The organism is Glaciimonas sp. GG7 (genome assembly GCF_052976905.1).
Window position 1 is genome coordinate 68,276 of sequence record NZ_JBRIIQ010000002.1, and the last position, 24,384, is coordinate 92,659.

Genomic DNA, 24,384 nt, shown 5'->3' on the forward strand with positions numbered 1-24,384 from the left:
ATATCTCCATCAGTGTTTTCCGGTACTTCCGAAGCCACCGGTTCCGCGTGTACTGCTGTCGAAATCGGTAACGACGTTAAAATTCACCCGCATGACAGGCACTACGATCAGTTGCGCCAGACGTTCCATTGGATTGATAACGAATTCAGTGTCACCCCGATTCCAGGTCGATACCATCAGCGGACCTTGATAATCCGAGTCAATCAGACCGACCAGATTGCCCAGCACAATACCGTGCTTATGGCCCAGACCGCTACGCGGCAAAATCATGGCAGCGTATGCTGGATCCCCAATATGGATTGCCAGCCCGGTCGGGATTAAATGCGTTTCGCCCGGCTTGATCGTCAGCGGCGCATCGAGACAGGCACGTAAATCCAGGCCAGCACTTCCTTCGGTGGCATGCGTTGGCAATTGATCTTGCATGCGTGGATCGAGAATTTTTACGTCTATTGTTGTCATGGAGTAAATTTATCTACTAAGTATTTTTTGAGAAAGGTAAGATTCATCGCTACAAAATGCATTTATAAGCGCATCGACCAAACCGCGAGTGAGTCATTGCAGGGTGATAACTTCAGGCAACCCGCATCGCAATTTCAGCCATTAGTTGGCGTGCAAGTTGCAGCTTATTTGCACGAGGAAAACTGGTGTGACCTTCGACGTCGAATAGCACAAGTTGGTTCTCGTCTTTGCCAAATGTATCGGGGCCGATATTGCCGACCAACAGCGGTACATTTTTCTTTTTGCGTTTTGATTCTGCATGCTCCAGCAGATTTTCTGATTCTGCAGCAAAGCCCACGCAGTAAGGCCGCAGCGGCAATGGCAGCGCGGCAATCGCGGCGAGAATATCAGGGTTTTGTCCGAATACTAGTTCTGGCGTATCTCCGGCAGCATTTTTTTTGAGTTTCTGGTCGCTTGCATTGACGACGTACCAATCGGCGACTGCGGCCACCGCGATAAAAATATCCTGACCCTGACTTTCGATGTTGCGTAACACCGCATCGTACATTTGCCGTGCGCTAAGAACGTCAATGCGTTGCACACCAAAAGGCACAGGCAGAGCGGTCGGGCCAGAAATGAGCGTCACTTCCGCACCAGCCTCACGCGCAGCGCGGGCAAGCGCATAGCCCATTTTCCCAGATGAAAGATTGGTGATACCGCGTACCGGATCGATTGCTTCAAACGTTGGTCCGGCGGTGATGAGCAAGCGTTTGCCTTGCAATACTTTAGGCTGAAATGTGGCCACTAGCGCGTTGAGTAATTGATCGGCTTCCAACATGCGCCCGAGACCAATTTCACCGCAAGCTTGCTCTCCCGCCGCAGGGCCGAGCAATTGGATACCATCTGCTAATAGCTGTGCTGCGTTGCGTTGCGTTGCCGGGTTTTCCCACATTTCGACGTTCATGGCTGGTGCTACTAGCAAAGATAGCGTCGCCGGTCTTGCCACGCACAGCGTTGAGAGTAAATCATCGCACATACCGTGCGCTAACTTGGCCATAAAATCAGCGGAGCAGGGGGCAATCACGATAGCGTCGGCATCGCGGGTCAGGTCAATATGCGGCATGTTGTTGCCGATACGCGCGTCCCACTGATCGGTATAGACCGTTTGCCCCGACAGGCCCTGCATCGTCACCTGCGTGATGAATTGAAGTGCGCCTTGGGTCATCACGACTTGTACTGATGCACCCGCTTTGATCATTGCACGGGTGAATTCGGCGGCTTTGTAGCAGGCAATCCCGCCGGTCAGGCCGAGTACGATTTTTTTACCAGCGAGATCCATGATTACTCCTGGAGTAAGTAAAACAAAGGCTGAGGTTGCTTATTTTCTATTCACGCGACGCAGCTCATCTAAGATGAACAATACCGCGCCTATGCAAATCGCGCTATCGGCGATATTGAATGCAGGCCAATGCCAGCGGCCAATGTAAAGATCCACAAAGTCGATCACGTGGCCGTAGGCGATCCGGTCGGTAACATTACCCAACGCACCGCCGAGTATGAATGCCAGTGCGGTACAAAACATCCGTTGGCCAGCGTGGCGCTTGAGCAAAAAAACAATAAAAATTGCCGCAGCAATGCCGATTGCCGTAAATAAATAGCGCTGCCAGCCGGACGCAGAACCAAGAAAGCTGAAAGCCGCACCGGGGTTGTACACCAACACCAGATTGAAGAAACTGGTCACCGGATGCGATTCGCCATAGGTGAACAAGCGTGTAATGGTGACCTTGGTCAACTGGTCTAGCAGAATCACGATCCCTGCAATTCCCATCCATGGAAGTAATCCAGCGCTTAACTTACCGGAGGATGTCGAGTGGGATGAGGGTGAGCGTTTTTTAGTAGCCATAAATAATAGTTTCAGCAAGAAAAAGGGCAGGAAATTTAGGCAATTGCATAAACGACCTGAACTGATTTCAGGTCGTTTATGAATGTCACTTATCTAGGCGTATCAGGCGAAATGACGCTCTTCGCCGCTGCCAAACAAATTAGAAACACAACGCCCACATAGGGTTGCATGTTCTGCATGGCTTCCAACATCGGCCCGATAGTGCCAGCAGCGCTCGCATTTTTGTTGCGTCGATGGCGTCACTAGAATGGCTTCCTCTGCTTCCGATGCGACTTCAGTAGCGGTTGCTGCCGATGTGATCAGGATAAATTTCAGATCGTCGCCAACGCTGCGCAATAACGCATATTTAGCGGCGGTGACCTTTAGTTCTACTTCAGCTTGAAGCGATGAACCGATGCCACCTGCAGTACGTACTTCTTCGAGCTGCTTAGTTACTTCTGCACGCAAAGTACGCAAAGCATTGAATTTCTCGATCAAGGCCGCGCCGTCATCAATCACTGGCAGGGTGTAATAAGTTTGTGTAAAGATCGTCTCGTCGCTTTCAGCAAAAGCTTCTTTGCTGGCAAAGAAGGACCATGCTTCTTCGGCGGTGAACGATAAAGTCGGCGCGATCAAGCGCAGCAATGCTTGCGTGATATGCCAGATCGCGGTTTGTGCCGAACGGCGCGCGTGTGCGGTGACGCCGCCTGTATATAAACGGTCTTTCAGGATGTCGAGATAAAAGCCACCCAAATCTTCCGAGCAATACATCTGCAATTTTGAGACCACCGGATGAAACTCGTAGCCTTCGTAATGTTGCAGAATATCGGCCTGCAATTGCGTCATGCTGGCAATTGCATAACGGTCGATTTCCAGCAAATCGGCTATCGGCACCGCATCGGTCAACGGATTGAAGTCCGAGGTATTCGCCAGCAAAAACCGCAACGTATTCCGGATGCGGCGATACGCTTCAGTGACGCGCTTGAGGATCTCGTCAGAAATGGTGATTTCGCCGGAGTAATCGCTGGAGGCAACCCACAGGCGCAGAATTTCTGCGCCCAGCGTGTCCGACACTTTCTGCGGTTCGATCCCGTTTTTCATCGACTTCGACATCTTCTTGCCTTCACCATCGACTACAAATCCGTGCGTCAACAGCGCCTTGTAAGGCGCACGGCCATTGAGCATGGACGAGGTAAGCAATGACGAGTGAAACCAGCCGCGGTGCTGATCCGAGCCTTCCAGATACAAATCGGCCGGGAATTGCGATTGCAGATGATGCGATCCGCGCAATACCGTTTGATGGGTCAGGCCGGAGTCAAACCAGACGTCCAGCGTGTCTTTGTTTTTCATGTACAGATCAGCTTCATCGCCGAGAAATTCTTTTGGATCAAGCGCCTGCCAGGCTTCGATCCCGCTTTTTTCGATACGCTGCGCAATTTGTTCTAGCAGTTCGGCTGTGCGTGGATGCAATTCGCCAGTTTCTTTATGCACGAAAAAGGCCATCGGCACGCCCCATTGGCGTTGGCGCGAGAGAGTCCAGTCCGGGCGATTGACGATCATCCCATGCAGACGGGCTTTGCCCCAGGATGGGAAAAAGGAGGTCTCTTCAATTGCTTTGATCGCCGTTTTACGCAAACTGTCGCTGCCATCTTTTGGCGTGTTGTCCATACTCGCAAACCACTGCGATGTTGCACGATAGATGATCGGCGTTTTATGACGCCAGCAATGCATGTAGCTGTGATCGAACATTTCGAGCTTGAACAGCGCGCCGACTTCTTCCAGCGTCGCGCAAACAGGCTTCGACGCTTCCCAGATAGTCAGGCCACTGAACAGCGGCAATGTCGAGGCATAGCGTCCATCGCCCATGACCGGGCTGATGATGTCGTCGTCTTTCATGCCGTGCGCTTTGCACGAAATAAAGTCTTCGATACCGTAGGCCGGGGCCGAGTGAACAATGCCGGTGCCGCTCTCTGTCGTGACGTACTCGCCCAGATATACCGGCGACAAACGATCGTAGCCGGGATGGGCGCTGGCTAGCGGATGTTTGAAATTGATGAGTGACAACGCCGCGCCTTTGCAGGTGGCGATGACGTTGCCTTCAAGGCCGAAACGCACCAGACATGCCGCGACCAAATCTTGCGCCAAGAGCAGCAACAACGGCTCGCCATTGCGCACGGTCTGGACCAATGCGTAGTCAATTTCCGGGTGAACGTTGAGCGCTTGATTGGACGGAATGGTCCACGGCGTAGTAGTCCAGATGACAACATAACCTTTCTCAACCGGCAATGTCGCCAGGCCGAACGCCGCAGCTAATTTTTCCGGCTCAGCAAAAGGAAAGCCAACATCAATCGACGGATCACGCTTGTCCTGATATTCGACCTCTGCTTCAGCCAGTGCCGAGCCGCAATCGAAACACCAGTTGACCGGTTTCAAGCCGCGATAGACGTAGCCTTTTTCCAATATCGTGCCGAGCGCACGCAACTCATCGGCTTCGTTGCTGAAATTCATGGTTTTGTAGGGATTGTCCCACTCACCCAGAACGCCCAGACGGATGAAATCCTTGCGTTGCAAGTCAATCTGCTCGTTGGCATAGGCCCGCGCTTTGGCTTGCACTTCGGCGACCGGCAGATTTTTGCCGTATTTCTTTTCGATCTGGATTTCAATCGGCATGCCGTGGCAATCCCAGCCCGGCACGTATTGCGCATCGAAGCCAGCCATGTTACGGGCTTTGACGATCATGTCTTTGAGAATTTTGTTGACGGCATGGCCGAGATGAATTTCGCCATTCGCGTACGGTGGGCCGTCATGCAGAATGAATTTTGGACGTGCTTTGGAAGCTTTCCGAATCCGCTCGTAGACTTTTTTGTCTTGCCATTGCTTGACCCATTGCGGCTCGCGCTTGGCAAGGTCGCCACGCATCGGGAAAGCAGTCTCGGTCATATTCACCGGATATTTGCTTTGTACTTTGGCGGCTTTGGGCGGCTTATTGTTTTCTGGCTGTGGTATTTGTGTTTGCGTTGGCAGGTCGGACATAATTTTTCTTCAATGAAATTCAGTGGATGTCGGCGGCAAAGCGGCTCTCAGAGTATTGCGGCCTACGATGGTGCTGATGTGGTGCTGTAACAGCGTCAAATTCGATCGGTCGTTGAAATCGTGGCGCTGTCGTGCTGGCGGAAATAATCACGCGCATTTCCAACATCGCGCCTGATTGCGGTAATTAATGTTGGTAAATCGACGTACTTTTCTTCATCGCGCAGTTTGTGTAAAAACTCAACCTTGACGACTTTGCCGTAACAGTCGCCCGCGTAATCGAGGATGAACGCTTCGAGCAACACGCGTCCGCTGTTATCGACAGTGGGGCGGGTACCGATGCTGGCCACGGCCGGTAATGATTGTTCATCCAGGCCATGTACGCGTACGACGAAGATGCCCGATAGCGCTGGCTGTTTATGATGCACACGCAAATTCAGCGTAGGAAAGCCGATCTCACGCCCAAGTTTTTTGCCGTGGACAACATGGCCGGATATCGCATACGGATGACCAAGCAAGGTCCGCGCTGTTGTAAAGTCGCCAGCCGCTAGCGCCGCCCGCACCGCAGACGATGAGATGCGCGTGCCGTCACTCATGACGTTAGGCAAGGTGACCACCTGAAAACCGTATTGTTTACCTGCCGCGATCAGGGTCGCAAGATTTCCGGCTCTTTGTTTTCCAAAACAAAAATCCTCGCCAACCATCAGCCATTTGACGTGTAAGCCTTGAACCAGAATTTTTTCGATAAAGTCTTGCGGCGACAGGGACGAGAAATGGGCATTGAAATGTTCGACGATCACGCGATCGATACCGGCGAGTTCTAACGATTGTAGTTTGTCGCGTAAATTGGCGACACGAGCGGGAAGCGTGACTGGATGCTGTGCTTGCTGCGCAAAAAATTCACGCGGATGCGGCTCAAACGTCATCACTGCTGCGTCTAGCCCTAATTCGGTTGCGGCTTTGCGCACATGGGCGAGCAAAACCTGGTGGCCGCGATGTACGCCGTCAAAGTTGCCGATAGTCAACGCGCAAGGTGCGCGCGATTGGGCGTTGGGAAGTCCGCGAAATACCTTCATGGAAGTGGCCGGGATAGACGTTGCAAAACCGTAGATTATAAATGCTTTCGCGTCGCAACTTGCGCCTACCAGTCGAATGGTTGGCTGTTCTTTCTCAATATCTGCTTCAAAACGGTGAAAATCAAAAAAATCGCCCGAAAGGGCGATGGAATAAATTGGTTTCTAAAATGTTGTTAAGTCGGATTTTTACTGCCGAGCAAGCCGCTCAGCATGCCCGCTACCGCACCTAAACCGCCACTCATTTCCGGAATCTGACCATTTGGGGTCAATTTATTAATCAATTCGGGGAGTATTTCTGATAAATGGCCAGCTGTTTCCTCTTTCGACAGTCCGCTGGCCTGTGCCAATTGTTCAAGTTGCCCACCGCCTAAAGCCTGTTGTACCTGATCGGCTGACACCGTTTGATTCTGATCATTGCCAATCCATGATTTGACGAGGTCACCAAGCCCGGTATTCTGGAATTGACTTAGTAAGCCGCTCAGGCCACCGGCATTTTCCCCTTGAGCACCGGATGTGAGCATGCTGAGCGCAGCTTGCATGAGCATCGTTTTAGGATCATTCGTTTGCGCGGGCTGTCCTCCTGCACTGTTGACTGCGCCGAGTAAGTTATCTAAAAGTCCCATCATTTTCTCCAAATAAAGAACAACAAAGAACCAACAAAGAACCAAATAAATCGACTAAGTTGCTTGTTACATCTCACCCCAAATCGCATTCAATGCCGCCAGTGCCGCCAAACCAGCCGTTTCCGTGCGTAAAATTCTCGCTCCCATTGATAGCATCAACGCCCCTTGCGCACAGGCGGCATTTTCTTCCGCTTCGGTAAATCCCCCTTCAGGACCAATCAGTAACGCCACCGATTGCGGCGGTTGATGGCGCGCCCAATTGGATAAAGAATCTTCTCCGCGTGGGGATAGCAAAATCCGTTTGTGTAAATCTTGTTGACTTAGCCATTCATTGAGCGAGGCTAGTTTGGCAAGATGCGGCAAGCGATTACGTCCGCTTTGCTCCGAGGCGGCCACAATCACTCCCTGCCAATGCGCTTGCTTCTTCTCAAGTCGATCAGCGCTCAGGCGCACAACGCAACGTTGTGCGGAGAGGGGTTGGATAGCGGCAGCGCCCAACTCAACCGCTTTTTCGATAATCCAGTCTAATTTTGACGCTTCTGGCAACGCTTGTGCCAGCGTAATGGCGTAGGGCAACTCGACTTCACGCGCAGAGAAAGTTTTGATCTCAACATTCACGCGCTTTTTTTCTATGCTGGTAATGCTCGCGGTGTATTCGCCTCCGCTGCCATTAAATAAGGTAATCGGGGTGCCGAGCGCTAAGCGCAGCACTTGTATGTGATGCGCGACAGACTCAGGCAGCGCCAGGGTGGCGCCAATGTCAAGTTGGATCGGGATGTAAAAACGCGGCATAGGCTGGGTGTTCATGGCGGTAATAAGGACAGTGGCAAGTATGAAGGAATCTGATCCAATTCGCTATTTCGCATTCCCATCGTCTTTGCGCATGCGTCGTAGAGTGCGCGAAATCAATACCAATGATGCCCATTTGTCTATCGATACATGCCCATCGGTGCGGAATTACAGCGGTAGAGGCAGCATTTTGGTAAAATATCGCGCTTTAGCAGCCTTGATATTACTGTTATTTCTGTGAAGTAACATCAATTGCCTGCACTCCGCTCAATTGTTGTCTAACCGTAAAAACCATGACCTCCACACTCCCGACCTCTAAGATGGCCAATGCGATTCGCGCCTTGGCAATGGATGCAGTACAAAAAGCCAATTCCGGCCATCCGGGCATGCCGATGGGCATGGCGGAAATCGCAGTGGCACTCTGGGCCAAGCACTACCGCCACAATCCAGCTAATCCAAAGTGGATCAATCGTGATCGTTTTGTGTTGTCGAATGGTCATGGTTCGATGCTGCAATATGCGCTGTTGCACCTCACCGGCTACGATCTGCCGATGGATGAGTTGCGTAACTTCCGTCAAATGCATTCAAAAACGCCGGGTCATCCGGAGTTGGGCTATACGCCCGGCATAGAAACCACGACCGGTCCGTTAGGTCAGGGTTTGACGAACGCGGTTGGCATGGCCTTAGCTGAAAAATTGCTGGCAGCAGAATTTAATCAGCCTGAATTCCCCATCATTGATCATTTCACTTATACCTTCGTCGGCGACGGTTGCCTGATGGAAGGCATTTCGCACGAAGCCTGTTCGCTGGCTGGCACGTTGCGCCTGTCGAAATTGATCGTGCTCTATGACGACAACGGCATTTCGATTGATGGTCGGGTGGAAGGCTGGTTTAAAGACGACACCCCAAAACGCTTCGAAGCCTACGGCTGGAACGTCATCCGCAGCGTCAATGGGCACGATGTTGAGGCAGTCAACGCCGCTATCCATCAAGCCAAGTTGGCTGATAAGCCGACGCTGATTTGCTGCAAAACAGTGATCGGTCAAGGTTCGCCAAATCTGGCTGGCACTGACAAAGTTCACGGCGCGGCTTTGGGCGACAAAGAAATCGCCGCTGTGCGCGAAGCCATCGGCTGGCCTTATGCACCGTTTGAGATTCCTGCTGATGTCTACACCGCATGGGATGCGCGCGATCAAGGTCAAAAATTCGAAGCACACTGGGATACTTTGTTTGCCGCCTACAGCGCAGAATTTCCAGCGCAAGCTGCAGAATTGACGCGTCGCATGAGCGGCGAGTTGCCAGGCAATTTCGAGCAGACCCTCAGCGATTACGTCGCCAACTGCGTCGAAAAACAAGAAACCATTGCAACCCGTAAAGCCAGTCAAAATGCAATTCAGGCGCTTGCCCCAATCTTGCCGGAGTTTCTTGGCGGCTCCGCTGATCTGACTGGCTCGAATCTGACCAATTGGAAAGAATGCGTTGCCGTCCGTGCGGATCAGCCGGGGAACCATATTAATTACGGCGTGCGTGAATTCGGCATGAGCGCGATGATGAACGGAATCGCGGTGCATGGCGGTTATATCCCGTTTGGCGCAACCTTTCTGACCTTCTCCGATTACAGCCGTAACGCGCTGCGCATGGCTGCGTTGATGAAGATTCGTTCGATTTTTGTCTTCACGCATGACTCCATCGGCCTGGGCGAAGATGGTCCGACTCACCAATCGATTGAGCACGTATCCAGCCTGCGCCTGATTCCGCATCTGGATAACTGGCGTCCATGCGACACAGTCGAGTCTGCCGTGGCATGGGGTGAGGCGGTTAAGCGCCACGATGGTCCGAGTACCTTAATTTTCTCGCGTCAAAATCTGCAATATCAACAACGCGACGCTACCCAAATCGCCAATATCGCGCGCGGTGGCTATGTGTTGAAAGAGGCAAAAGACGCTAAAGGCATCATCATTGCGACCGGCTCTGAAGTTGAGTTAGCAATGAAGGCGGCCGAAGCGCTGGCAGCTGAAGGTATCGCAGTACGCGTAGTCTCCATGCCATGTACCGACGTTTTCGACCGTCAGGAAGCGGCATATAAAGCCAGCGTCCTTGAGCGTGGCTTGCCACGCGTTGCGGTAGAGGCGGGCGTTACTGCGACCTGGCATAAATATGTCGGACTCGAAGGCGCAGTCGTCGGTATCGATACTTTCGGCGAGTCGGCACCGGCTAACGTGCTGTTCAAGCACTTCGGCTTCACAGTCGAAAATGTCGTCGCGCAAGTCAAACTTACGCTGGCATGAGTTTGACTACAAACAACTCTACCGACATCACGGAATTCACCAACAACGTTGGTGAATTTTCAGTTCGTCGCGCAACGGTTGCCGACGCTGCATTTATCGCAGCAGTACGCATCGATAGTTGGCGCGCCACCTATCGCGGTATCGTTCCCGTGGCCTATCTGGATGGCATGAATGTAGAAGAAAGCGCCGCGCTATGGACGCGGGTGTTGAGTGCCGAGTCTGACGCCGCTTGTGTGTTTGTCGCTGAAATCAACCGCGTGATTGTCGGGTTTGCTGCCGGGATGACGTTAAGCACGCCAAAGTCAGGCTTTGATAGCGAACTGACCGCGCTGTATCTGCATCCGTCGGTTCAGCGCGCCGGTATTGGTCGCCGCCTTGTGGCCCATGTGGCCAGTACGCTGGGTAATGCTGGTGCCAATAACATGCTGACATGGGTGTTGTCGCAAAATGAAATTGCCCGGCAGTTTTTTACCAAGCTCGGCGCAGAGCTGATCGTTGAGCAGACGTTTAGTTGGAATGATGAATTGGATTTGCAGGAAACAGGTTACGGCTGGCGCACGATCCGCGTTAAGTGAAGTGAAGTGAAAGTTAAATGCAGAGGATTGCGAACAATCATCTGCATGCATCTATTTTGTTCATACATTAGGAGAAAAATATGACTATTCGCGTTGCAATCAATGGCTATGGCCGCATCGGCCGCAACATCCTTCGTGCGCATTATGAAGGCGGTAAAAAGCATGATATCGAGATCGTCGCGATCAACGATCTGGGCGATCCAAAAACCAACGCCCATTTGACCCAATACGATACTGCACACGGTAAATTTCCTGGCACAGTAACGGTCGATGGCGATTCTATCGTCGTCAATGGCGACCGCATTAAAGTATTGGCGCAGCGCAATCCGGCTGAACTGCCTTGGGGTGAACTGAAGATTGACGTCGTGCTGGAATGTACCGGTTTCTTCACGACCAAAGAAAAAGCCAGCGCTCATATTCAAGGCGGCGCAAAGAAAGTCATTATTTCCGCACCCGGCGGCAAAGATGTGGATGCGACGATCGTTTTCGGCGTCAATCACGCAGTCTTGAAATCGACCGACACGGTGATTTCAAACGCATCGTGCACCACCAATTGCCTGGCTCCACTAGTCAAACCGCTCAACGACAAAATTGGTGTTGTGAATGGTCTGATGACGACGATCCATTCTTACACCAACGATCAGGTATTGACGGACGTTTATCACGAAGATTTGCGTCGTGCGCGCTCTGCCACCATGAACATGATCCCGGCTAAAACCGGCGCTGCTGCTGCTGTTGGTCTGGTGTTGCCAGAGTTGAACGGCAAGCTCGATGGTTTTGCGATTCGCGTACCAACGATCAACGTTTCGCTGGTTGATTTGTCGTTTGTCGCGGCCCGTGAAACCACGGTCGATGAAGTCAACGCCATCATGAAAGAAGCATCGGAAGGCGCACTCAAGGGTGTGTTGACGTACAACGTAGAGCAGTTGGTATCGATCGATTTCAACCACAATCCGGCGTCCTCGAATTTTGATGCAACGCTGACCAAAGTATCTGGCAGCCTGGTCAAAGTATCTAGCTGGTATGACAACGAGTGGGGTTTCTCGAACCGTATGCTCGATACCACTGTCGCGTTGATGAACGCCAAATAATCGGTATTCAAAGTCGGTCAGTGCAGTAAAAAGAAACCCCGCGAGTCGGGGTTTCTTTTTGACTGTTTAATTCACGCTTTCCACAAATACCGTCGCCAATAATCTCTTCACGGAAGCCGTCTCAGCAGCAACCCATTCAGGTGAGACGCGCGCACGTTCATCACCTTGCAACCGGCGTTGATGTTGCAGCTTGCGGAAATGGCGATATGCATTCGCCACTTCGTTAGCCAACGTTGCATCGATCAACTCCAGCGTTGCGCACAATTTCAACAGTGCGATATTCCCAATATCAGCGGTCAGTTCCGGATGGCTTGCGGAATGCTGCAAGACCAAAAATTGCACCAGAAATTCAATATCGATCATCCCGCCTGCATCATGCTTCAAATCAAACAAATCGCTGCGATTGCGGTTGGCATCGCGCATCTTTTGCCGCATCTCGCGCACTTCCCGTTGTAGTTTGACCGGGTCGCGTACCTGACGTAAAACATCGACGCGCAATGCTTCAAAGCGCTCGCCGAGAACGCTGTCGCCAGAACAAAATCTGGCCCGGGACAATGCCTGATGTTCCCATAGCCAGGCTGACTGCCGTTGGTATTTTTCAAACGTGGAAAACGGCGACACCAGCAAACCGCTGGCCCCGTCCGGACGCAAGGCGATATCGATATCGAATAAAATCCCGGCCGAAGTATGGCTCGTCATCCAGGTGATAAAACGCTGCGCTAATTTTGAGTAGAGCGCCGGTGCATCCTGATCGTCATCGTCGTACAGAAACACCACGTCCAGATCGGAGGCATAACTCAGTTCTTTGCCGCCTAATTTTCCATAGGCAATCACGGCAAATTTAGGTACTTCGCGGTGACGGTTGGGGAAGGTTTGCCAGACTGACTGTATCGTTGTCGCCACCACAATATCGGCCAGCAAGGACAGGTAATCGGCCAGGACTTCCACGCTGAGCGTACCTTCCAGATCTTGCGCCAATAGTCGGAATAGCTGAACGTGATGCAGCTCGCGCAGTAAATCGAGTTGGCGCTCGGTGTCGCCCGCGATGGCGTCCATCTGACGCCGACAGTCTTGCGCAAATACCGGCCAGTCTGGAACGGTATTGAGACTGCGACTATCGAGCAATTCATCGAGCAAAATCGGGTGACGCGTTAGAAATTTAGCGGCCCAATCGCTAGCGCCTATCATCCGGATGACGCGGATCAAGGTGTGTGGATATTCCGTGAGCAAGGCCAGATAGGCGGCGCGGCGGGCGATGGTTTCCAGAAAGTCGAGCAAGCGGCCAAGCGTGGTGAGATGCGTAGTGCCGTCGGTCATATTGGTTGCTGCCGACAGTTTGCCGATAATCGGCAAGGCCATATTGATTAAGGCGGTAAAACGATTGCGACTGATTTCCGGCAAGCTTTGTATCCGCGACGATTGCCAGGTGGTGGCGAGCCGGTGGGTGTTTTGATCGATATCGCTAAAGCCCAGCGCGGTCAAGACGCTGGCGATGGCCTCAGGACTATCGCGGTCACTTAATTCGCAGAGGTCGCAATCCTCATCGGCGTTGGCATTCTTGCCGTTTTGTTTGTCGTTGAAAATGGCGTCAAATTGAGCCGCGACCAGTACCCGGCGTTTTTCCAGTTCATGCAAGAGCGTCGCGGTATCGCTAAAACCCATCGCCTGCGCGATGATCAGACACTCGGTCTCGCTCGCTGGCAAAGTATGGGTTTGTGCGTCATCCAGATATTGCAAACGATGTTCCAGATTCCGTAAAAATTCGTAGGCTTCCAACAACTGTGCGACGTCATCGGCGGTGAGTAATTTTTTGTCGACCAGCGTGCGCAAGGTGCGCCGCGTGGAGCGGTCGCGCAGGGCTGGATCGAGTCCGCCGCGAATGAGCTGGAATACTTGCGCCAGAAATTCAATTTCGCGAATCCCGCCGCGCCCCAGCTTGACGTTATTACTGCGGTCAGGGTGCAGACTCTCCTGACGCCGTACTTCGGCCCGGATTTGTCCATGCATCAGACGCATGGCGTCGATCGTACCGAAATCCAGATAGCGTCTGAAAACGAAGGGGCGTGAGATGTTTTCCAGCGCCACAATATCAAGTAATCGCCCTGTCATCGCCCGCGCTTTGCACCAGGCATAGCGCTCCCATTCGCGTCCTTGGGTGACCAGATAGGTTTCGACCATATTCAAACTGGCGACCAACGGGCCGGAGGCACCATTTGGCCGCAGCGCCATATCTACGCGGAAAGTGAAGCCATCTTCGGTGATCTCGTCGATCGCGGTAATGAGTTTTTTGCCGAGACGCACAAAGAATTCATGGTTCGACAGTGTGCGCTGTGACGGATGATCGATCTGCGTATCGCCATCTTCGCCATATACAAAGATCAAATCGATGTCAGACGAAACGTTGAGTTCGCCGCCGCCAAGTTTGCCCATGCCCAGCACGATCAGTTCTTGCGGCAGGCCGGAATCCTCACCGATGGGCGTGCCGTGCAGCGCGATCATCTCTTCCATCAGGCTTGCCAGGTGGGTTTGAACCGCAAAATCCGCAAAGCCGGTCATGGTGCTAACGACTTCTTCTAAGTCGGCGGCCCCGCTCAGGTCCCGCGCAATGAGCGTGCAGACAATCAAATTGCGTAATCGCCGCATTGCGCGTGGCAAAGGCATACCGCTATCTGTTTCATTTTGTAACAGCACAGAAAATGGCGACTGGCTTAAGGATAATTGCGCCAGCGCCGCGACTTTTTCAGCGCGCCCGGCTTCTGCGTTGACCCAGCGGGTATAAAAATGGGAGGCGTCAGAGATGCTAATGAGAGATTGAGTCACAGCGTTTGATGGGTGAAATAAAGCGTGGTGGAAGGGGGAATGTTGGGCTTGAATGCCGATTGTGCGTTGGGGGATCAAATTTACATGCTTTTGCCTGGTTTAAATCCGGATTTTTAGCAGGCATTTAACATTGTCGGCAACGATCCATGCGACCATAGTGCTACGTTTTAGTCTGTATCTTAGTCTGTGTTGGCAACCATTAATCGCTTATTTTACCTTGCTACATTATTCTGCTTTCTTTCTCGGCTTCGTGTTTATAAATGATTAATTAATAGATTCATTAATGTCTCAAGAGCAACACCAACATTCTCCAGTCATCAGTCGCTCCGTACCACATCGCCTCGCACTTTTGTGGCGTGAGATGGTGGGGGGGTATCAGCGCATCAATCGCTTTACCCATCATCTGGTCGGGTTTGTTCTGAAAACGCTGGTGGTGGCTTACTTTCTGTTTTGCGGCCTGTTTCTGACCCTGCGTTATGTGATTTTGCCCAATATCAATCACTACAAAAGTAACGTCGAACAGATAGCGAGTGCGACGGTCGGTGCCCCGATTTTGATCGGATCGATTGCCGCTTCCTGGGATGGTTTGCTACCGAAACTGACACTGACCGATTTGCGCGTTTTTAGTCAACCTAATAAGCAACAATCAAATACGCAACAATCAAATACGCCAACTGTACCTGCGCTAAGTTTGCCCGAGGTTGTCGCCACAGTGTCATGGCGCTCGTTGTTGCTGGGCAGGTTGCGTTTGGATGCGCTCGAAATTGATCGTCCGGACTTGCAGATCGAAAGAGATGCGCAAGGTAACTTTTTTGTTGCCGGTATTCCCATTAATCCCAGGGCGGAAAAAGGCGGCGCTGCTGAATGGGTGCTGGCACAGCATCAGATTCTGATCCGTGATGGTCGCATTAGCTGGACCGATCAATTGCGTGCCGCGCCAGAATTGGCGTTGACCAACGTCAATATCGTGCTGCGCAATCGCTGGCGGCATCATAGTTTGTCGGTTGCGGCGACGCCGCCGACGGCATTGGCTGCGCCGATTGATGTGCGCGCCGATTTCGTCCATCCCGCATTCGCCCGGAATATTGCCGACATCACGCGCTGGAAAGGGACGTTGTATGCGAATTTGCACGATACCGATCTGTCTGCCTGGAAAGCCTGGATCGATTATCCGTTCGAACTTAATCAGGGCAAGGGTTCGGTGCGTGCGTGGCTTGATCTGGATCATGCGAAAGTGCGCGATTTTACGGCAGATATTGAATTGTCGGATTTGTCCACACGTCTACGTAAGGATCTGGCATTGCTGGCATTGCGCAAAGTTTCTGGTCGGATTTCAGTACAGGAACAAATCACATCAGAGCTTGGTTTGATGCCGATAGACCCGGGTGCGAGTTTCGGCAGCAATGGGCATCATGTTGCATTGACCAATTTTTCGCTGGAAACCAATGACGGTTTGATCTTACCGGGCACTACGATCAATGCATCTTATTTGCCAGCAAAGAGTCATCAGCCAGAAAAATATACGCTGAGTGCGGACCTGCTCGACCTGCGTACCATCGCCGATTTTGCGCAACGCTTGCCGCTGACGCCGCCGCAAATTCAGATGTTGAGTGATTTTTCACCGCGTGGTCAGTTACAGAATTTCTCAGCGCAATGGCAGGGCGCGTATCCAGCGCTGGTTGCTTATAGCGCCAAAGGACAGTTTAAGGGCTTAAGTCTCAATGCGCGACTGGCGCGTGCGGCGTTGCCTAAAACGGCGGATTCTCCGGCGCAACCAGCATTGCAGGCGACTCCCGGTATTGAGAATGTGACTGGCAGTATCGATGCGGATCAATCCGGCGGTAAGTTGCGTCTGGCCTCGGAAAAGATGTCGGTGACCTTGCCGGGCTATTTTGCGCAACCGATGTTGTCGTTCGATAGTCTCAACGGGCAGGCAAGCTGGCATTTGCAGGATGGCGCATCAGTCGGATCGACGTTGTCCATCAAATCAGACCTCAAGGCAGCTCCCAACGTAGCGTTAAAAACACCTGAAAAAAATCTGCTAATACAAATTGATAGCATGCATTTTGTACAGGACGGTCTGGTCGGCGCGTTATCCGGCAGCCATTTGCTGCCATTGAATGCCAAGCCAGGTGCCGGGCTGGGCATGACCGATATGACGGCAACTATTAGTGAATTTCAGATCAACAAGATCGGTACTTATTTACCCTTGCAGACGCCGGACCGTTTGCGTGACTGGTTAGTCGGCGCATTAAAAGATGGCAAAGCACGTGATGTGGTGATCAAGGTAAAGGGGGATCTCGCCCATTTTCCTTTTAATGTACCGGCGAACGATCCCAGCGCGAAACCAAAAGGCGAGTTCACTGTTTTTGGCAAAATCGAGAACGGCAAGATGGAATACGATCCCGGCTATTTCGGTCAGGATGGCAAGCAACCTGTGTGGCCGCTGCTGGAGCACATTAACGGCACTATCTCGGTGGATCGTGATCGATTGCAAATCAAAGCCGTTAGCGCCAAAACGTCCAACGTAGCACTGACCGAAGTCGTCGCAACGGTGCCGGATTTGCTCTCACATGACGGGATGTTGCATATCGAGGGCAAGGGTGCGGGATTGCTGCAAAATTTTCTGGTGTTCGCCAATAACAGCCCGGTTGAACATTGGATAGGCGGCTTTACCAATGAGTCTGAAGGTAAGGGAGCCGCCTGGCTACAACTCTCTTTGCATCTCCCGCTGGCGCACTTAGGCGACGCCAAGGTTGATGGTGTGTTGCAGTTTTTGAATAATGACATGCTCTTGCAAAAGATTATTCCACCGCTACAAAATGTCAGCGGCAAGCTTGAATTCAATCAAAAAGGATTTAATCTCAATGGCATAAAAGGCACTGCATTGGGCGGCTCGGTACAGGTGAGCGGTGGTACGCAGCCTGATGGTCAAAGCAAAATCAAGATCGATGGCACCGCCTCGCTTGATGGAATCAGAGCAATATATCCGCAGGGGAGTGCACAAAGTATTTTAGGCCACGCCAGCGGCAACAGCCGTTACAGCGCGCAAGTTACGATACGCGATCATCACACCGAATTATTGGTTGATTCAAGTCTGCAAGGGATTGCATTAAATTTCCCCGCACCCTTAGGCAAGGCTGCTAATGAAAGCCTGCCGTTGAAATTTGAATGGGTGGCAGCCCCATCGGAGGATTCATTACTCCTGGGTGATGAAATACGAGTATCGCTGGGAGCAGCGATGACAGCGCGCTATCAACGCCAAAAATCGGTCGAAAAAAATGCGGAGTGGAAAGTCCTGCGCGGCGGTATCGGCGTCAATACGCCAACACCGGAACCAGATAGCGGACTGGCCATTAATGTGAATGCTAAATCCCTGAATCTTGATGAATGGAGTCGTCTGGCTAGTGCTGCAAATGACGCCGTTAGCAGTCCATCGAGTACCGCGCAAGACGCCAATCAGTTCTCCGGTATTGCGCAGTATGTGGAGCCGGAAGGGGTGGCGGTGCGCGCTGATGAGTTCATCATCATGGGTAAAAAGCTGACCAATGTCGTGCTTGGTGCTTCGTATCAAAAAAATGCATGGCAGGCGAATATCGACTCGGCTCAGGCATCCGGTTATGTCAGCTGGAATACGGTGCCGTCCGGGCACGGTCTGGGTAAGGTGACGGCACGCTTATCGTCTTTGATCATTCCTGAAAATGCGACCACGGACGTCAAGGACATATTGGAGAGCAAAGATGCCGCGACCCAGATCCCCGGCCTTGATATCGTGGCTGACGATTTTCAGTTAATGGGTAAGAAGATGGGGCGGCTCGAGCTGCAGGCTAGCAATGTACGCGCTGATATCGGGACCGAATGGCGTATCCGGCAATTATCGATTAGGAACCCCGATGCTGAACTCAAAGCGGCCGGAAAATGGACCACCGTGAAAGACAACAACGTCACGAATCTGACTTACGCTTTGGATGTTCACGACGCCGGTAAATTACTTGAGCGTTTCGGTTTTGCCCATGTTTTGCGGGACACCAAAGGGCGTATGGATGGCGATGTTACCTGGAAGGGATTGCCGTTCTCCATTGATGTGCCGTCACTGTCCGGGCAGATCAATCTGGATATGCAAAAAGGTCAGTTTCTGAAGGTCGATCCGGGTGCCGCGAAGTTGCTCGGTGTATTCAACTTGCAATCGTTGCCGCGTCGTTTGACACTCGATTTCAGGGATGTATTTTCGGCCGGGTTTGCGTTCGATAGTGTGGTGGCGACGGCTGCTATTGCGCAGGGTAAAGCCACCACCGACAACTTCAAAATGCGTGGCGTAGCCGCAACCGTATTGATGAGTGGTAGCGCCGACATCGCTCAGGAAACACAGAATTTGCATGTCGTGGTGCTACCGGAAATCAACGCCGGCGCAGCATCGCTGGCGGTGCTGGCGATTAATCCGGTGGTGGGGATAGGGACTTTTCTGGCGCAATTATTTTTGCGTGATCCGTTGATGCGGGCGTTCACTTATGAGTACGATATTACTGGTCCGTGGGCCGATCCGGTGGTGAAAAAAGTGGTGCATAAAGATGGTTCGGGTGGGAATAAGAACAGTGCTGCAACGGCGATAGGCAAACAGTAAGTTGCAGCATTGCATCGTTTCAAAAAATCTTACGTAATCAATTCGTTAGCTGGAGTATGAATACTATGAATCAAACTACAACCCAAGTCACAACTCCCTTCAACATTGCCGCCATTCAAATGGTCTCCACGCCACAAGTCGCAGAAAACTGCACAACCGTGCGCAGGCTGGTCGCAGAAGCGGTTTTGCAGGGCGCGCAATTGGTGTTGCTCCCGGAATACTGGCCGATTATGGGATGGCAAGAGAATGACAAAGTCACTATCGCCGAATCGTTGGGTGACGGGCCGATTCAATGCTTCATGGCCGCGCTGGCAAAAGAGCACAACATTTATTTGATCGGCGGAACCATGCCGCTGATTTCATCAGAGGCCGGCAAGGTTCTCAACGCGACGCTGGTGTATGGCCCGGACGGACAATGCATCAGTCACTACGACAAAATTCATCTTTTTAGCTTTAACAAAGGCGATGAATCGTACGACGAAGCGCGCACTATTTCGTACGGGAAAGATGTTGCCACATTCGATGCGCCTTGCGGAAAAGTGGGGCTCTCAGTCTGTTATGACCTGCGCTTTCCAGAGTTATATCGGGCAATGGGGGCATGCAGCTTAATCGTTATGCCAGCCGCCTTCACCTATACCACTGGCAAAGCGCATTGGGAAATCCTGCTACGTGCCCGGGCGATAGAAAATCAGTGTTACGTTTTGGCGGCAGCCCAAGGCGGTGTGCATCCTAACGGTCGTCGAACTTGGGGTCACAGCATGCTCATTGACCCATGGGGAGAAATCAAGGCGGTGCTGGCAGACGGCGAGGGCGTGATCGGTGGCGCTATCGATCTGCAATTTATGCAGGGAGTGCGGGAGAGCTTGCCTGCATTGCGCCATAGGAAATTATAATTTTCTTGATCTGTAGCATAATATTAATTGTCGATTATGCGAATTGTAGTTGCTTTTTGGCAATGTTCCGGCAGTATTTTTTTAATCAGGGAGCTATATGACTGAAAACGAGATCCGCCAAAATGCGTTTGCCATGCCATTTCATAACCCCGCTTTTCCTCCCGGTCCTTACCGTTTCGTGGATCGTGAATTTCTGATTATTACCTACCGCACCGATCCTGAAGCGCTCAAAAAAATTATTCCTGCGCCCTTGCAATTCGTTGAGCCAATCGTAAAATTTGAATTTATCAGGATGCCCGACTCAACTGGGTTTGGCCATTATTGCGAGTCCGGTCAGGTCATTCCGGTAACGCTCGATGGGGTTGCCGGTGGCTACGTCCACAGCATGTATTTGAATGATCAGCCGCCGATTGCCGGTGGGCGTGAGTTGTGGGGCTTTCCTAAAAAAATGGGCGAGCCGCAACTCAAAGTGCATAAAGATACGATGGTAGGGACGCTGTCTTACAGTGACATCCCTATTGCGATTGGTACGATGGGCTATAAGCATAAAGCGCTAGACAATGACGTCATCAAAAAGTCACTTGAAGCGCCTGCTTTTTTGTTGAAAATCATTCCGCATGTTGACGGTACGCCGCGTATTTGCGAAATCGTTCGCTATAGTTTGACTGAGGTGACTGTCAAGGGAGCCTGGAGTGGCCCGGGTGCGCTGGATTTACGTCCGCATGCACTGGCACCGATTGCTGATTTACCGGTGCTTGAAGTCCTGTCAGCGGTACATATTTTGTCCGACCTGACGTTGCCGCACGGCACGGTTGCTTATGATTATCTCGCTAAGTAAGATCGCATAATCGTTTATACGTCGTCTGCGTCGAGGCACCGGACCTTAATAATTATGCGGCCTTACTTACCTCAATTTCAAACGTACACTCAACTCCACGATAAAGGAATGCCATGTCACTCAAAGATAAAGTCGCACTAATTACGGGCTCAGCCAGCGGTATCGGTAAAGAAATTGCCATTGAATATGCACGTGCCGGGGCCAAAGTCGTGATCGCCGATCTGGCGTTGGATGCTGCAACAGCAACCGCCAATGAGATCAATCAGGCGGGCGGTACGGCCATGGCTGTTGCCATGAATGTCACCGATGAGGGGCAGGTCGACAAAGGTATTGCCGACACTGTTGCTGCCTTCGGCAGTATCGACATACTGATTAGCAATGCCGGGATTCAGATCATCGCGCCTATTGTCGATTCGACTCTTGAGAACTGGAAAAAAATGCTGGCGATTCATCTCGATGGCGCATATTTGACGACGCGCGCGGCAATGCGTGAAATGATCAAGGCGGGTACTGGCGGCTCGATCATTTATATGGGGTCGGTGCACTCGCATGAGGCTTCGCCATTGAAAGCGCCGTATGTCACTGCCAAGCATGGTTTGATCGGATTGGCAAAAGTGGTGGCAAAAGAAGGGGCTAAAAATAAGATCCGCGCAAACGTGATTTGTCCCGGTTTTGTACGCACACCGTTAGTGGAAAGACAGATTCCAGAGCAGGCCAAGGAGTTGGGTATCACCGAAGATCAAGTGATTAAAAACGTGATGCTCAAGGATACTGTTGATGGAGAGTTCACAACTGTGCACGATGTCGCTCAAACAGCGATATTTCTTGGCGGTTTTGAGTCCAATGCGTTGACGGGACAATCAATTGTTGTAAGCCACGGCTGGTTTATGCAGTAAATCAGGCAGTAAATTCGCTACTAATTATTAATAGTAATTAGTAGCAACCAATTGTTTTTTTATGTCCTCAACAATGCTGATGTTCATCAGCATTTATTTGATATCAATTTCGTACTGGGTAGCATTTTTTGTTTGCTACTCAGTAATGTTACTTCGATCATCTTCCTGTTTGATTTAATGGCCTTATGGTCTTTTTTTTACGTATTTATGAGCGAATTTCGATTTTTATTAACGTCACTAAACCTGATAATAACGGACTGAAATATTCAATTTAAGCATAATCTTATCGATTTTGAAGATTCACGGGAGTTGTCTTTATTTTTTAGTGCCGGAATCCGCCTGCTCACTGGTATTGCACCCGTAGCGCACTGACACTAATTAATACTTAGAAAGTAGGTGCCGATGGAAAAAATCAATGCTATCCAAGCGCGAACGATCATACGTTTGCAAGACAAAATCAATCGAAAAGTAGACGAGGACTGGTTAAGTGCTGACTACCCTTATCTGCGTGGGGTACTTGTCGAAGCCGTTGAAGCACTCGATCACTATGGGTGGAAATGGTGGAGTCGCCAACCTCATGATTTATCTCAGGTGCATATCGAACTTATTGATATTCTGCACTTCAGCCTCTCCCATCTCATCAACGAATACCAAGGCAATCTGGATGAGGCGGCGACTGCGCTCTTTCATCGTTCTAACGCAAATATGACGTGTTGCACGATCGATGGTCGGGAGTATCTCATCGCCGATTGCGACGTTCCAAAGTTACTGGAGTTACTTGCCGCTTTTGCCGCAAGCGGACGCAACGAACTATCTTTGCTGACCGTGATTTTTAGTGCGTGTGCACTCAGCTGGGATGCGGTCATGACGCAATATATCGCCAAGAATGTATTGAATATATTTCGCCAAAATAAAGGTTATAAAAAGGGTCGCTACGTCAAAATATGGGGAGGCAGGGAGGACAATATTCATCTCGTAGAAATCGTTGCGCGCCTCGATCCGAATGCTGCCGATTTTACAGCTACGCTCTATCAATGTCTCGAAGAACGATACGTTTTTTACGTGTTGTCGCCTCAACTTTCCGCACTGCAACCTCACATTTATTCGTGACGTATTCATGCCTACATTAAATGATTTTCCAGGCCCTCGCGGCTTCCCCTTGCTTGGCAATCTGATGCAACTTGATCCGACGCGGACTTATCAGATTCTCTGCGATTGGGCCGATCAATACGGCTCTGTATTTGCTTTTCGCATCGGTAATCGGCGCATTGTGACGATCACCGATACTGCACTCATTGATCAAATGTTGCGAGAGCGTCCGGAGAGGTTTCGGCGCTGGAGTAAGTTGGAAGAGCTGGCGTTGGAGGTCGATGCAGACGGTGTTTTTGTGGCCGAAGGAGAGAAGTGGCGGCGCCACCGAAAGATGGTGATGTATGCACTCAATCATCATCATGTACGGCAATTTGGGGATCGGCTCGAAGTTGTTACCAGAAGACTGAAGCAACGCTGGGAAACGGTAGCTAAGTCTGGTAAACCGGTAGATATGCGGTGCGATTTGATGCGCTATACCGTCGATGTTGTCTCCGGTTTTGCATTTGGTCACGACCTCAATACGCTAGAGGATATGCGTAATCCGATACAGCAGCATTTGTCTCAGGTGTTTGAAGCTGCAGCGCGGCGGCAAACGGCTTTATTTCCGTATTGGCGCTACATCAAACTTCCAGCCGACCGTGCATTGGATGCTGCATTAACAGAGGTGAATAAAACCATTCAAGAGATGATTGTCAACGCGCGTGACCGACTTGCTGCGAGTCCCGCACTTCAGACCAACCCGACGAATCTGCTTGAGGCGTTGGTGGCGGTACAAAGTACAGAAGAGGGGACTTTCACCGATGCTGAAATTGTGGGAAACGTGCTCACGCTTTTGTTGGTCGGCGAGGACACGACAGCAAATACGCTTTCCTGGGTGATTTATTTCATGGCGCAGTATCCTGAAGTACAGGAAAAAATGCAGATTGAGATTGATAGCATTTTGAATACTGTCGGTCGACCTCTTGATATTAAAAGTCTGGACCAATTGCCGTACATCGAGGCTGTCGTAAAAGAGACGTTACGCCAGAAGCCGATCTTTCCCTTGGTCGCTTTGGAGCCGCATCAGGACATCGATATTCATGGCGTCGATGTGCCAAAGGGGACGCCGCTATTTCTCCTCACCGGTCATCTGGGTCGTCAGGATGCCAATTTTACGAATGCGCATTTGTTTTTGCCGGAGCGTTGGCTTGATTCGGAGAAAAACGCGCAACACAATCTGAAAGGTTTTTTGCCATTTGGGGCCGGATCGCGCTATTGCCCGGGACAGCGTCTGGCGATGTCAGAGATCATGGCGGTGCTCGCGATGCTGGCCAAAAATTTTACTGTCTCTCAAGCTGCCTCGGCCTTGGGTATAGCGCCGACGCGAGAGCATTACGCATTTACCCTGTGCCCCACGCATGTGACGGTCACGTTGAAGCAGCGTCATTGAGAG

The 24,384-nt window shown here is 51.3% G+C and carries 17 protein-coding genes; 9 read left to right on the forward strand and 8 right to left on the reverse strand.

The window, feature by feature from the left end:
• Positions 1 to 9: 9 nt before the first annotated feature.
• The 7 genes from dut to ACVBEF_RS01465 all read right to left on the reverse strand — a co-directional run bounded on the left by dut (position 10) and on the right by ACVBEF_RS01465 (position 7,841).
• A complete protein-coding gene (gene dut / locus ACVBEF_RS01435; RefSeq protein ID WP_447122162.1) occupies positions 10 to 459 on the reverse strand; it encodes a dUTP diphosphatase in 450 nt (149 codons plus the stop codon).
• 112 nt (positions 460 to 571) lie between these two features.
• Positions 572 to 1,777, reverse strand: coding sequence for a bifunctional phosphopantothenoylcysteine decarboxylase/phosphopantothenate--cysteine ligase CoaBC (coaBC, locus tag ACVBEF_RS01440; protein WP_447122163.1), 1,206 nt, complete (start codon positions 1,775 to 1,777; stop codon positions 572 to 574).
• Between the two features lie 39 nt (positions 1,778 to 1,816).
• Positions 1,817 to 2,341, reverse strand: coding sequence for a signal peptidase II (gene lspA / locus ACVBEF_RS01445; protein WP_447122164.1), 525 nt, complete (start codon positions 2,339 to 2,341; stop codon positions 1,817 to 1,819).
• A gap of 102 nt (positions 2,342 to 2,443) precedes the next feature.
• Positions 2,444 to 5,353, reverse strand: coding sequence for an isoleucine--tRNA ligase (gene ileS, locus ACVBEF_RS01450; protein ID WP_447122165.1), 2,910 nt, complete (start codon positions 5,351 to 5,353; stop codon positions 2,444 to 2,446).
• Between the two features lie 95 nt (positions 5,354 to 5,448).
• A complete protein-coding gene (locus ACVBEF_RS01455) occupies positions 5,449 to 6,426 on the reverse strand; it encodes a bifunctional riboflavin kinase/FAD synthetase (protein WP_447122166.1) in 978 nt (325 codons plus the stop codon).
• A gap of 173 nt (positions 6,427 to 6,599) precedes the next feature.
• Positions 6,600 to 7,049 (reverse strand): YidB family protein, encoded by a 450-nt coding sequence (locus tag ACVBEF_RS01460; RefSeq protein WP_447122167.1) that lies wholly within the window; start codon positions 7,047 to 7,049, stop codon positions 6,600 to 6,602.
• A gap of 66 nt (positions 7,050 to 7,115) precedes the next feature.
• Complete coding sequence (locus tag ACVBEF_RS01465; RefSeq protein ID WP_447122210.1) at positions 7,116 to 7,841, reverse strand: 16S rRNA (uracil(1498)-N(3))-methyltransferase; 726 nt, start codon at positions 7,839 to 7,841, stop codon at positions 7,116 to 7,118.
• 290 nt (positions 7,842 to 8,131) lie between these two features.
• On the opposite strand from ACVBEF_RS01465, the gene tkt reads away from it, so the two are divergent.
• The 3 genes from tkt (at position 8,132) to gap (ending at position 11,792) form a co-directional block, all read left to right on the forward strand.
• Positions 8,132 to 10,126: a transketolase gene (gene tkt / locus ACVBEF_RS01470; RefSeq protein ID WP_447122168.1), complete on the forward strand. Its 1,995-nt coding sequence runs from the start codon at positions 8,132 to 8,134 to the stop codon at positions 10,124 to 10,126.
• Entirely contained in the window at positions 10,123 to 10,701 is a 579-nt protein-coding gene (locus ACVBEF_RS01475; protein WP_447122169.1) for an N-acetyltransferase family protein, read from the forward strand. The genes tkt and ACVBEF_RS01475 overlap by 4 nt, the downstream gene beginning before the upstream one ends.
• Before the next feature lie 80 nt (positions 10,702 to 10,781).
• Positions 10,782 to 11,792, forward strand: coding sequence for a type I glyceraldehyde-3-phosphate dehydrogenase (gap, locus tag ACVBEF_RS01480; RefSeq protein WP_447122170.1), 1,011 nt, complete (start codon positions 10,782 to 10,784; stop codon positions 11,790 to 11,792).
• A 66-nt stretch (positions 11,793 to 11,858) separates the two neighbouring features.
• Here gap and glnE read toward each other — a convergent pair whose 3' ends face one another.
• The gene (gene glnE / locus ACVBEF_RS01485; RefSeq protein WP_447122211.1) at positions 11,859 to 14,666 is read right to left on the reverse strand and encodes a bifunctional [glutamate--ammonia ligase]-adenylyl-L-tyrosine phosphorylase/[glutamate--ammonia-ligase] adenylyltransferase; all 2,808 of its coding nucleotides are present in this window, start codon (positions 14,664 to 14,666) and stop codon (positions 11,859 to 11,861) included.
• A 229-nt stretch (positions 14,667 to 14,895) separates the two neighbouring features.
• Here glnE and ACVBEF_RS01490 point away from each other — a divergent pair, with 229 nt between their 5' ends.
• From ACVBEF_RS01490 to ACVBEF_RS01515, 6 genes are all read left to right on the forward strand, one after another.
• Positions 14,896 to 19,233 carry a YhdP family protein gene (locus ACVBEF_RS01490; protein ID WP_447122171.1) on the forward strand — a complete coding sequence of 1,446 codons (4,338 nt, stop codon included), beginning with the start codon at positions 14,896 to 14,898 and terminating at the stop codon, positions 19,231 to 19,233.
• Positions 19,234 to 19,298: 65 nt separating this feature from the next.
• Complete coding sequence (locus ACVBEF_RS01495) at positions 19,299 to 20,126, forward strand: carbon-nitrogen hydrolase family protein (RefSeq protein WP_447122172.1); 828 nt, start codon at positions 19,299 to 19,301, stop codon at positions 20,124 to 20,126.
• 97 nt (positions 20,127 to 20,223) lie between these two features.
• Complete coding sequence (locus tag ACVBEF_RS01500) at positions 20,224 to 20,964, forward strand: acetoacetate decarboxylase (protein ID WP_447122173.1); 741 nt, start codon at positions 20,224 to 20,226, stop codon at positions 20,962 to 20,964.
• Positions 20,965 to 21,077: 113 nt separating this feature from the next.
• Positions 21,078 to 21,860: a 3-hydroxybutyrate dehydrogenase gene (locus ACVBEF_RS01505; RefSeq protein ID WP_447122174.1), complete on the forward strand. Its 783-nt coding sequence runs from the start codon at positions 21,078 to 21,080 to the stop codon at positions 21,858 to 21,860.
• Between the two features lie 402 nt (positions 21,861 to 22,262).
• On the forward strand, positions 22,263 to 22,970 hold the full coding sequence (locus ACVBEF_RS01510; RefSeq protein WP_447122175.1) for a dUTP diphosphatase: 708 nt from the start codon (positions 22,263 to 22,265) through the stop codon (positions 22,968 to 22,970).
• 7 nt (positions 22,971 to 22,977) lie between these two features.
• Positions 22,978 to 24,381, forward strand: a complete 1,404-nt coding sequence (locus ACVBEF_RS01515; RefSeq protein ID WP_447122176.1) for a cytochrome P450 — start codon at positions 22,978 to 22,980, stop codon at positions 24,379 to 24,381.
• Positions 24,382 to 24,384: the final 3 nt, after the last annotated feature.

What these genes read in the sequence shown, in the direction of transcription:
- tkt (WP_447122168.1), top strand. Translation starts at nt 8,132, where the DNA reads ATGACCTCCACACTCCCGACCTCTAAGATGGCCAATGCGATTCGCGCC.
- ACVBEF_RS01500 (WP_447122173.1), top strand. Translation starts at nt 20,224, where the DNA reads ATGACTGAAAACGAGATCCGCCAAAATGCGTTTGCCATGCCATTTCAT.
- ACVBEF_RS01495 (WP_447122172.1), top strand. Translation starts at nt 19,299, where the DNA reads ATGAATCAAACTACAACCCAAGTCACAACTCCCTTCAACATTGCCGCC.
- ACVBEF_RS01510 (WP_447122175.1), top strand. Translation starts at nt 22,263, where the DNA reads ATGGAAAAAATCAATGCTATCCAAGCGCGAACGATCATACGTTTGCAA.
- coaBC (WP_447122163.1), bottom strand. Translation starts at nt 1,777, where the DNA reads ATGGATCTCGCTGGTAAAAAAATCGTACTCGGCCTGACCGGCGGGATT.
- ACVBEF_RS01515 (WP_447122176.1), top strand. Translation starts at nt 22,978, where the DNA reads ATGCCTACATTAAATGATTTTCCAGGCCCTCGCGGCTTCCCCTTGCTT.
- ACVBEF_RS01490 (WP_447122171.1), top strand. Translation starts at nt 14,896, where the DNA reads ATGTCTCAAGAGCAACACCAACATTCTCCAGTCATCAGTCGCTCCGTA.
- ACVBEF_RS01455 (WP_447122166.1), bottom strand. Translation starts at nt 6,426, where the DNA reads ATGAAGGTATTTCGCGGACTTCCCAACGCCCAATCGCGCGCACCTTGC.
- ACVBEF_RS01465 (WP_447122210.1), bottom strand. Translation starts at nt 7,841, where the DNA reads ATGCCGCGTTTTTACATCCCGATCCAACTTGACATTGGCGCCACCCTG.
- ACVBEF_RS01505 (WP_447122174.1), top strand. Translation starts at nt 21,078, where the DNA reads ATGTCACTCAAAGATAAAGTCGCACTAATTACGGGCTCAGCCAGCGGT.
- ACVBEF_RS01475 (WP_447122169.1), top strand. Translation starts at nt 10,123, where the DNA reads ATGAGTTTGACTACAAACAACTCTACCGACATCACGGAATTCACCAAC.
- dut (WP_447122162.1), bottom strand. Translation starts at nt 459, where the DNA reads ATGACAACAATAGACGTAAAAATTCTCGATCCACGCATGCAAGATCAA.
- ileS (WP_447122165.1), bottom strand. Translation starts at nt 5,353, where the DNA reads ATGTCCGACCTGCCAACGCAAACACAAATACCACAGCCAGAAAACAAT.
- gap (WP_447122170.1), top strand. Translation starts at nt 10,782, where the DNA reads ATGACTATTCGCGTTGCAATCAATGGCTATGGCCGCATCGGCCGCAAC.
- lspA (WP_447122164.1), bottom strand. Translation starts at nt 2,341, where the DNA reads ATGGCTACTAAAAAACGCTCACCCTCATCCCACTCGACATCCTCCGGT.
- ACVBEF_RS01460 (WP_447122167.1), bottom strand. Translation starts at nt 7,049, where the DNA reads ATGGGACTTTTAGATAACTTACTCGGCGCAGTCAACAGTGCAGGAGGA.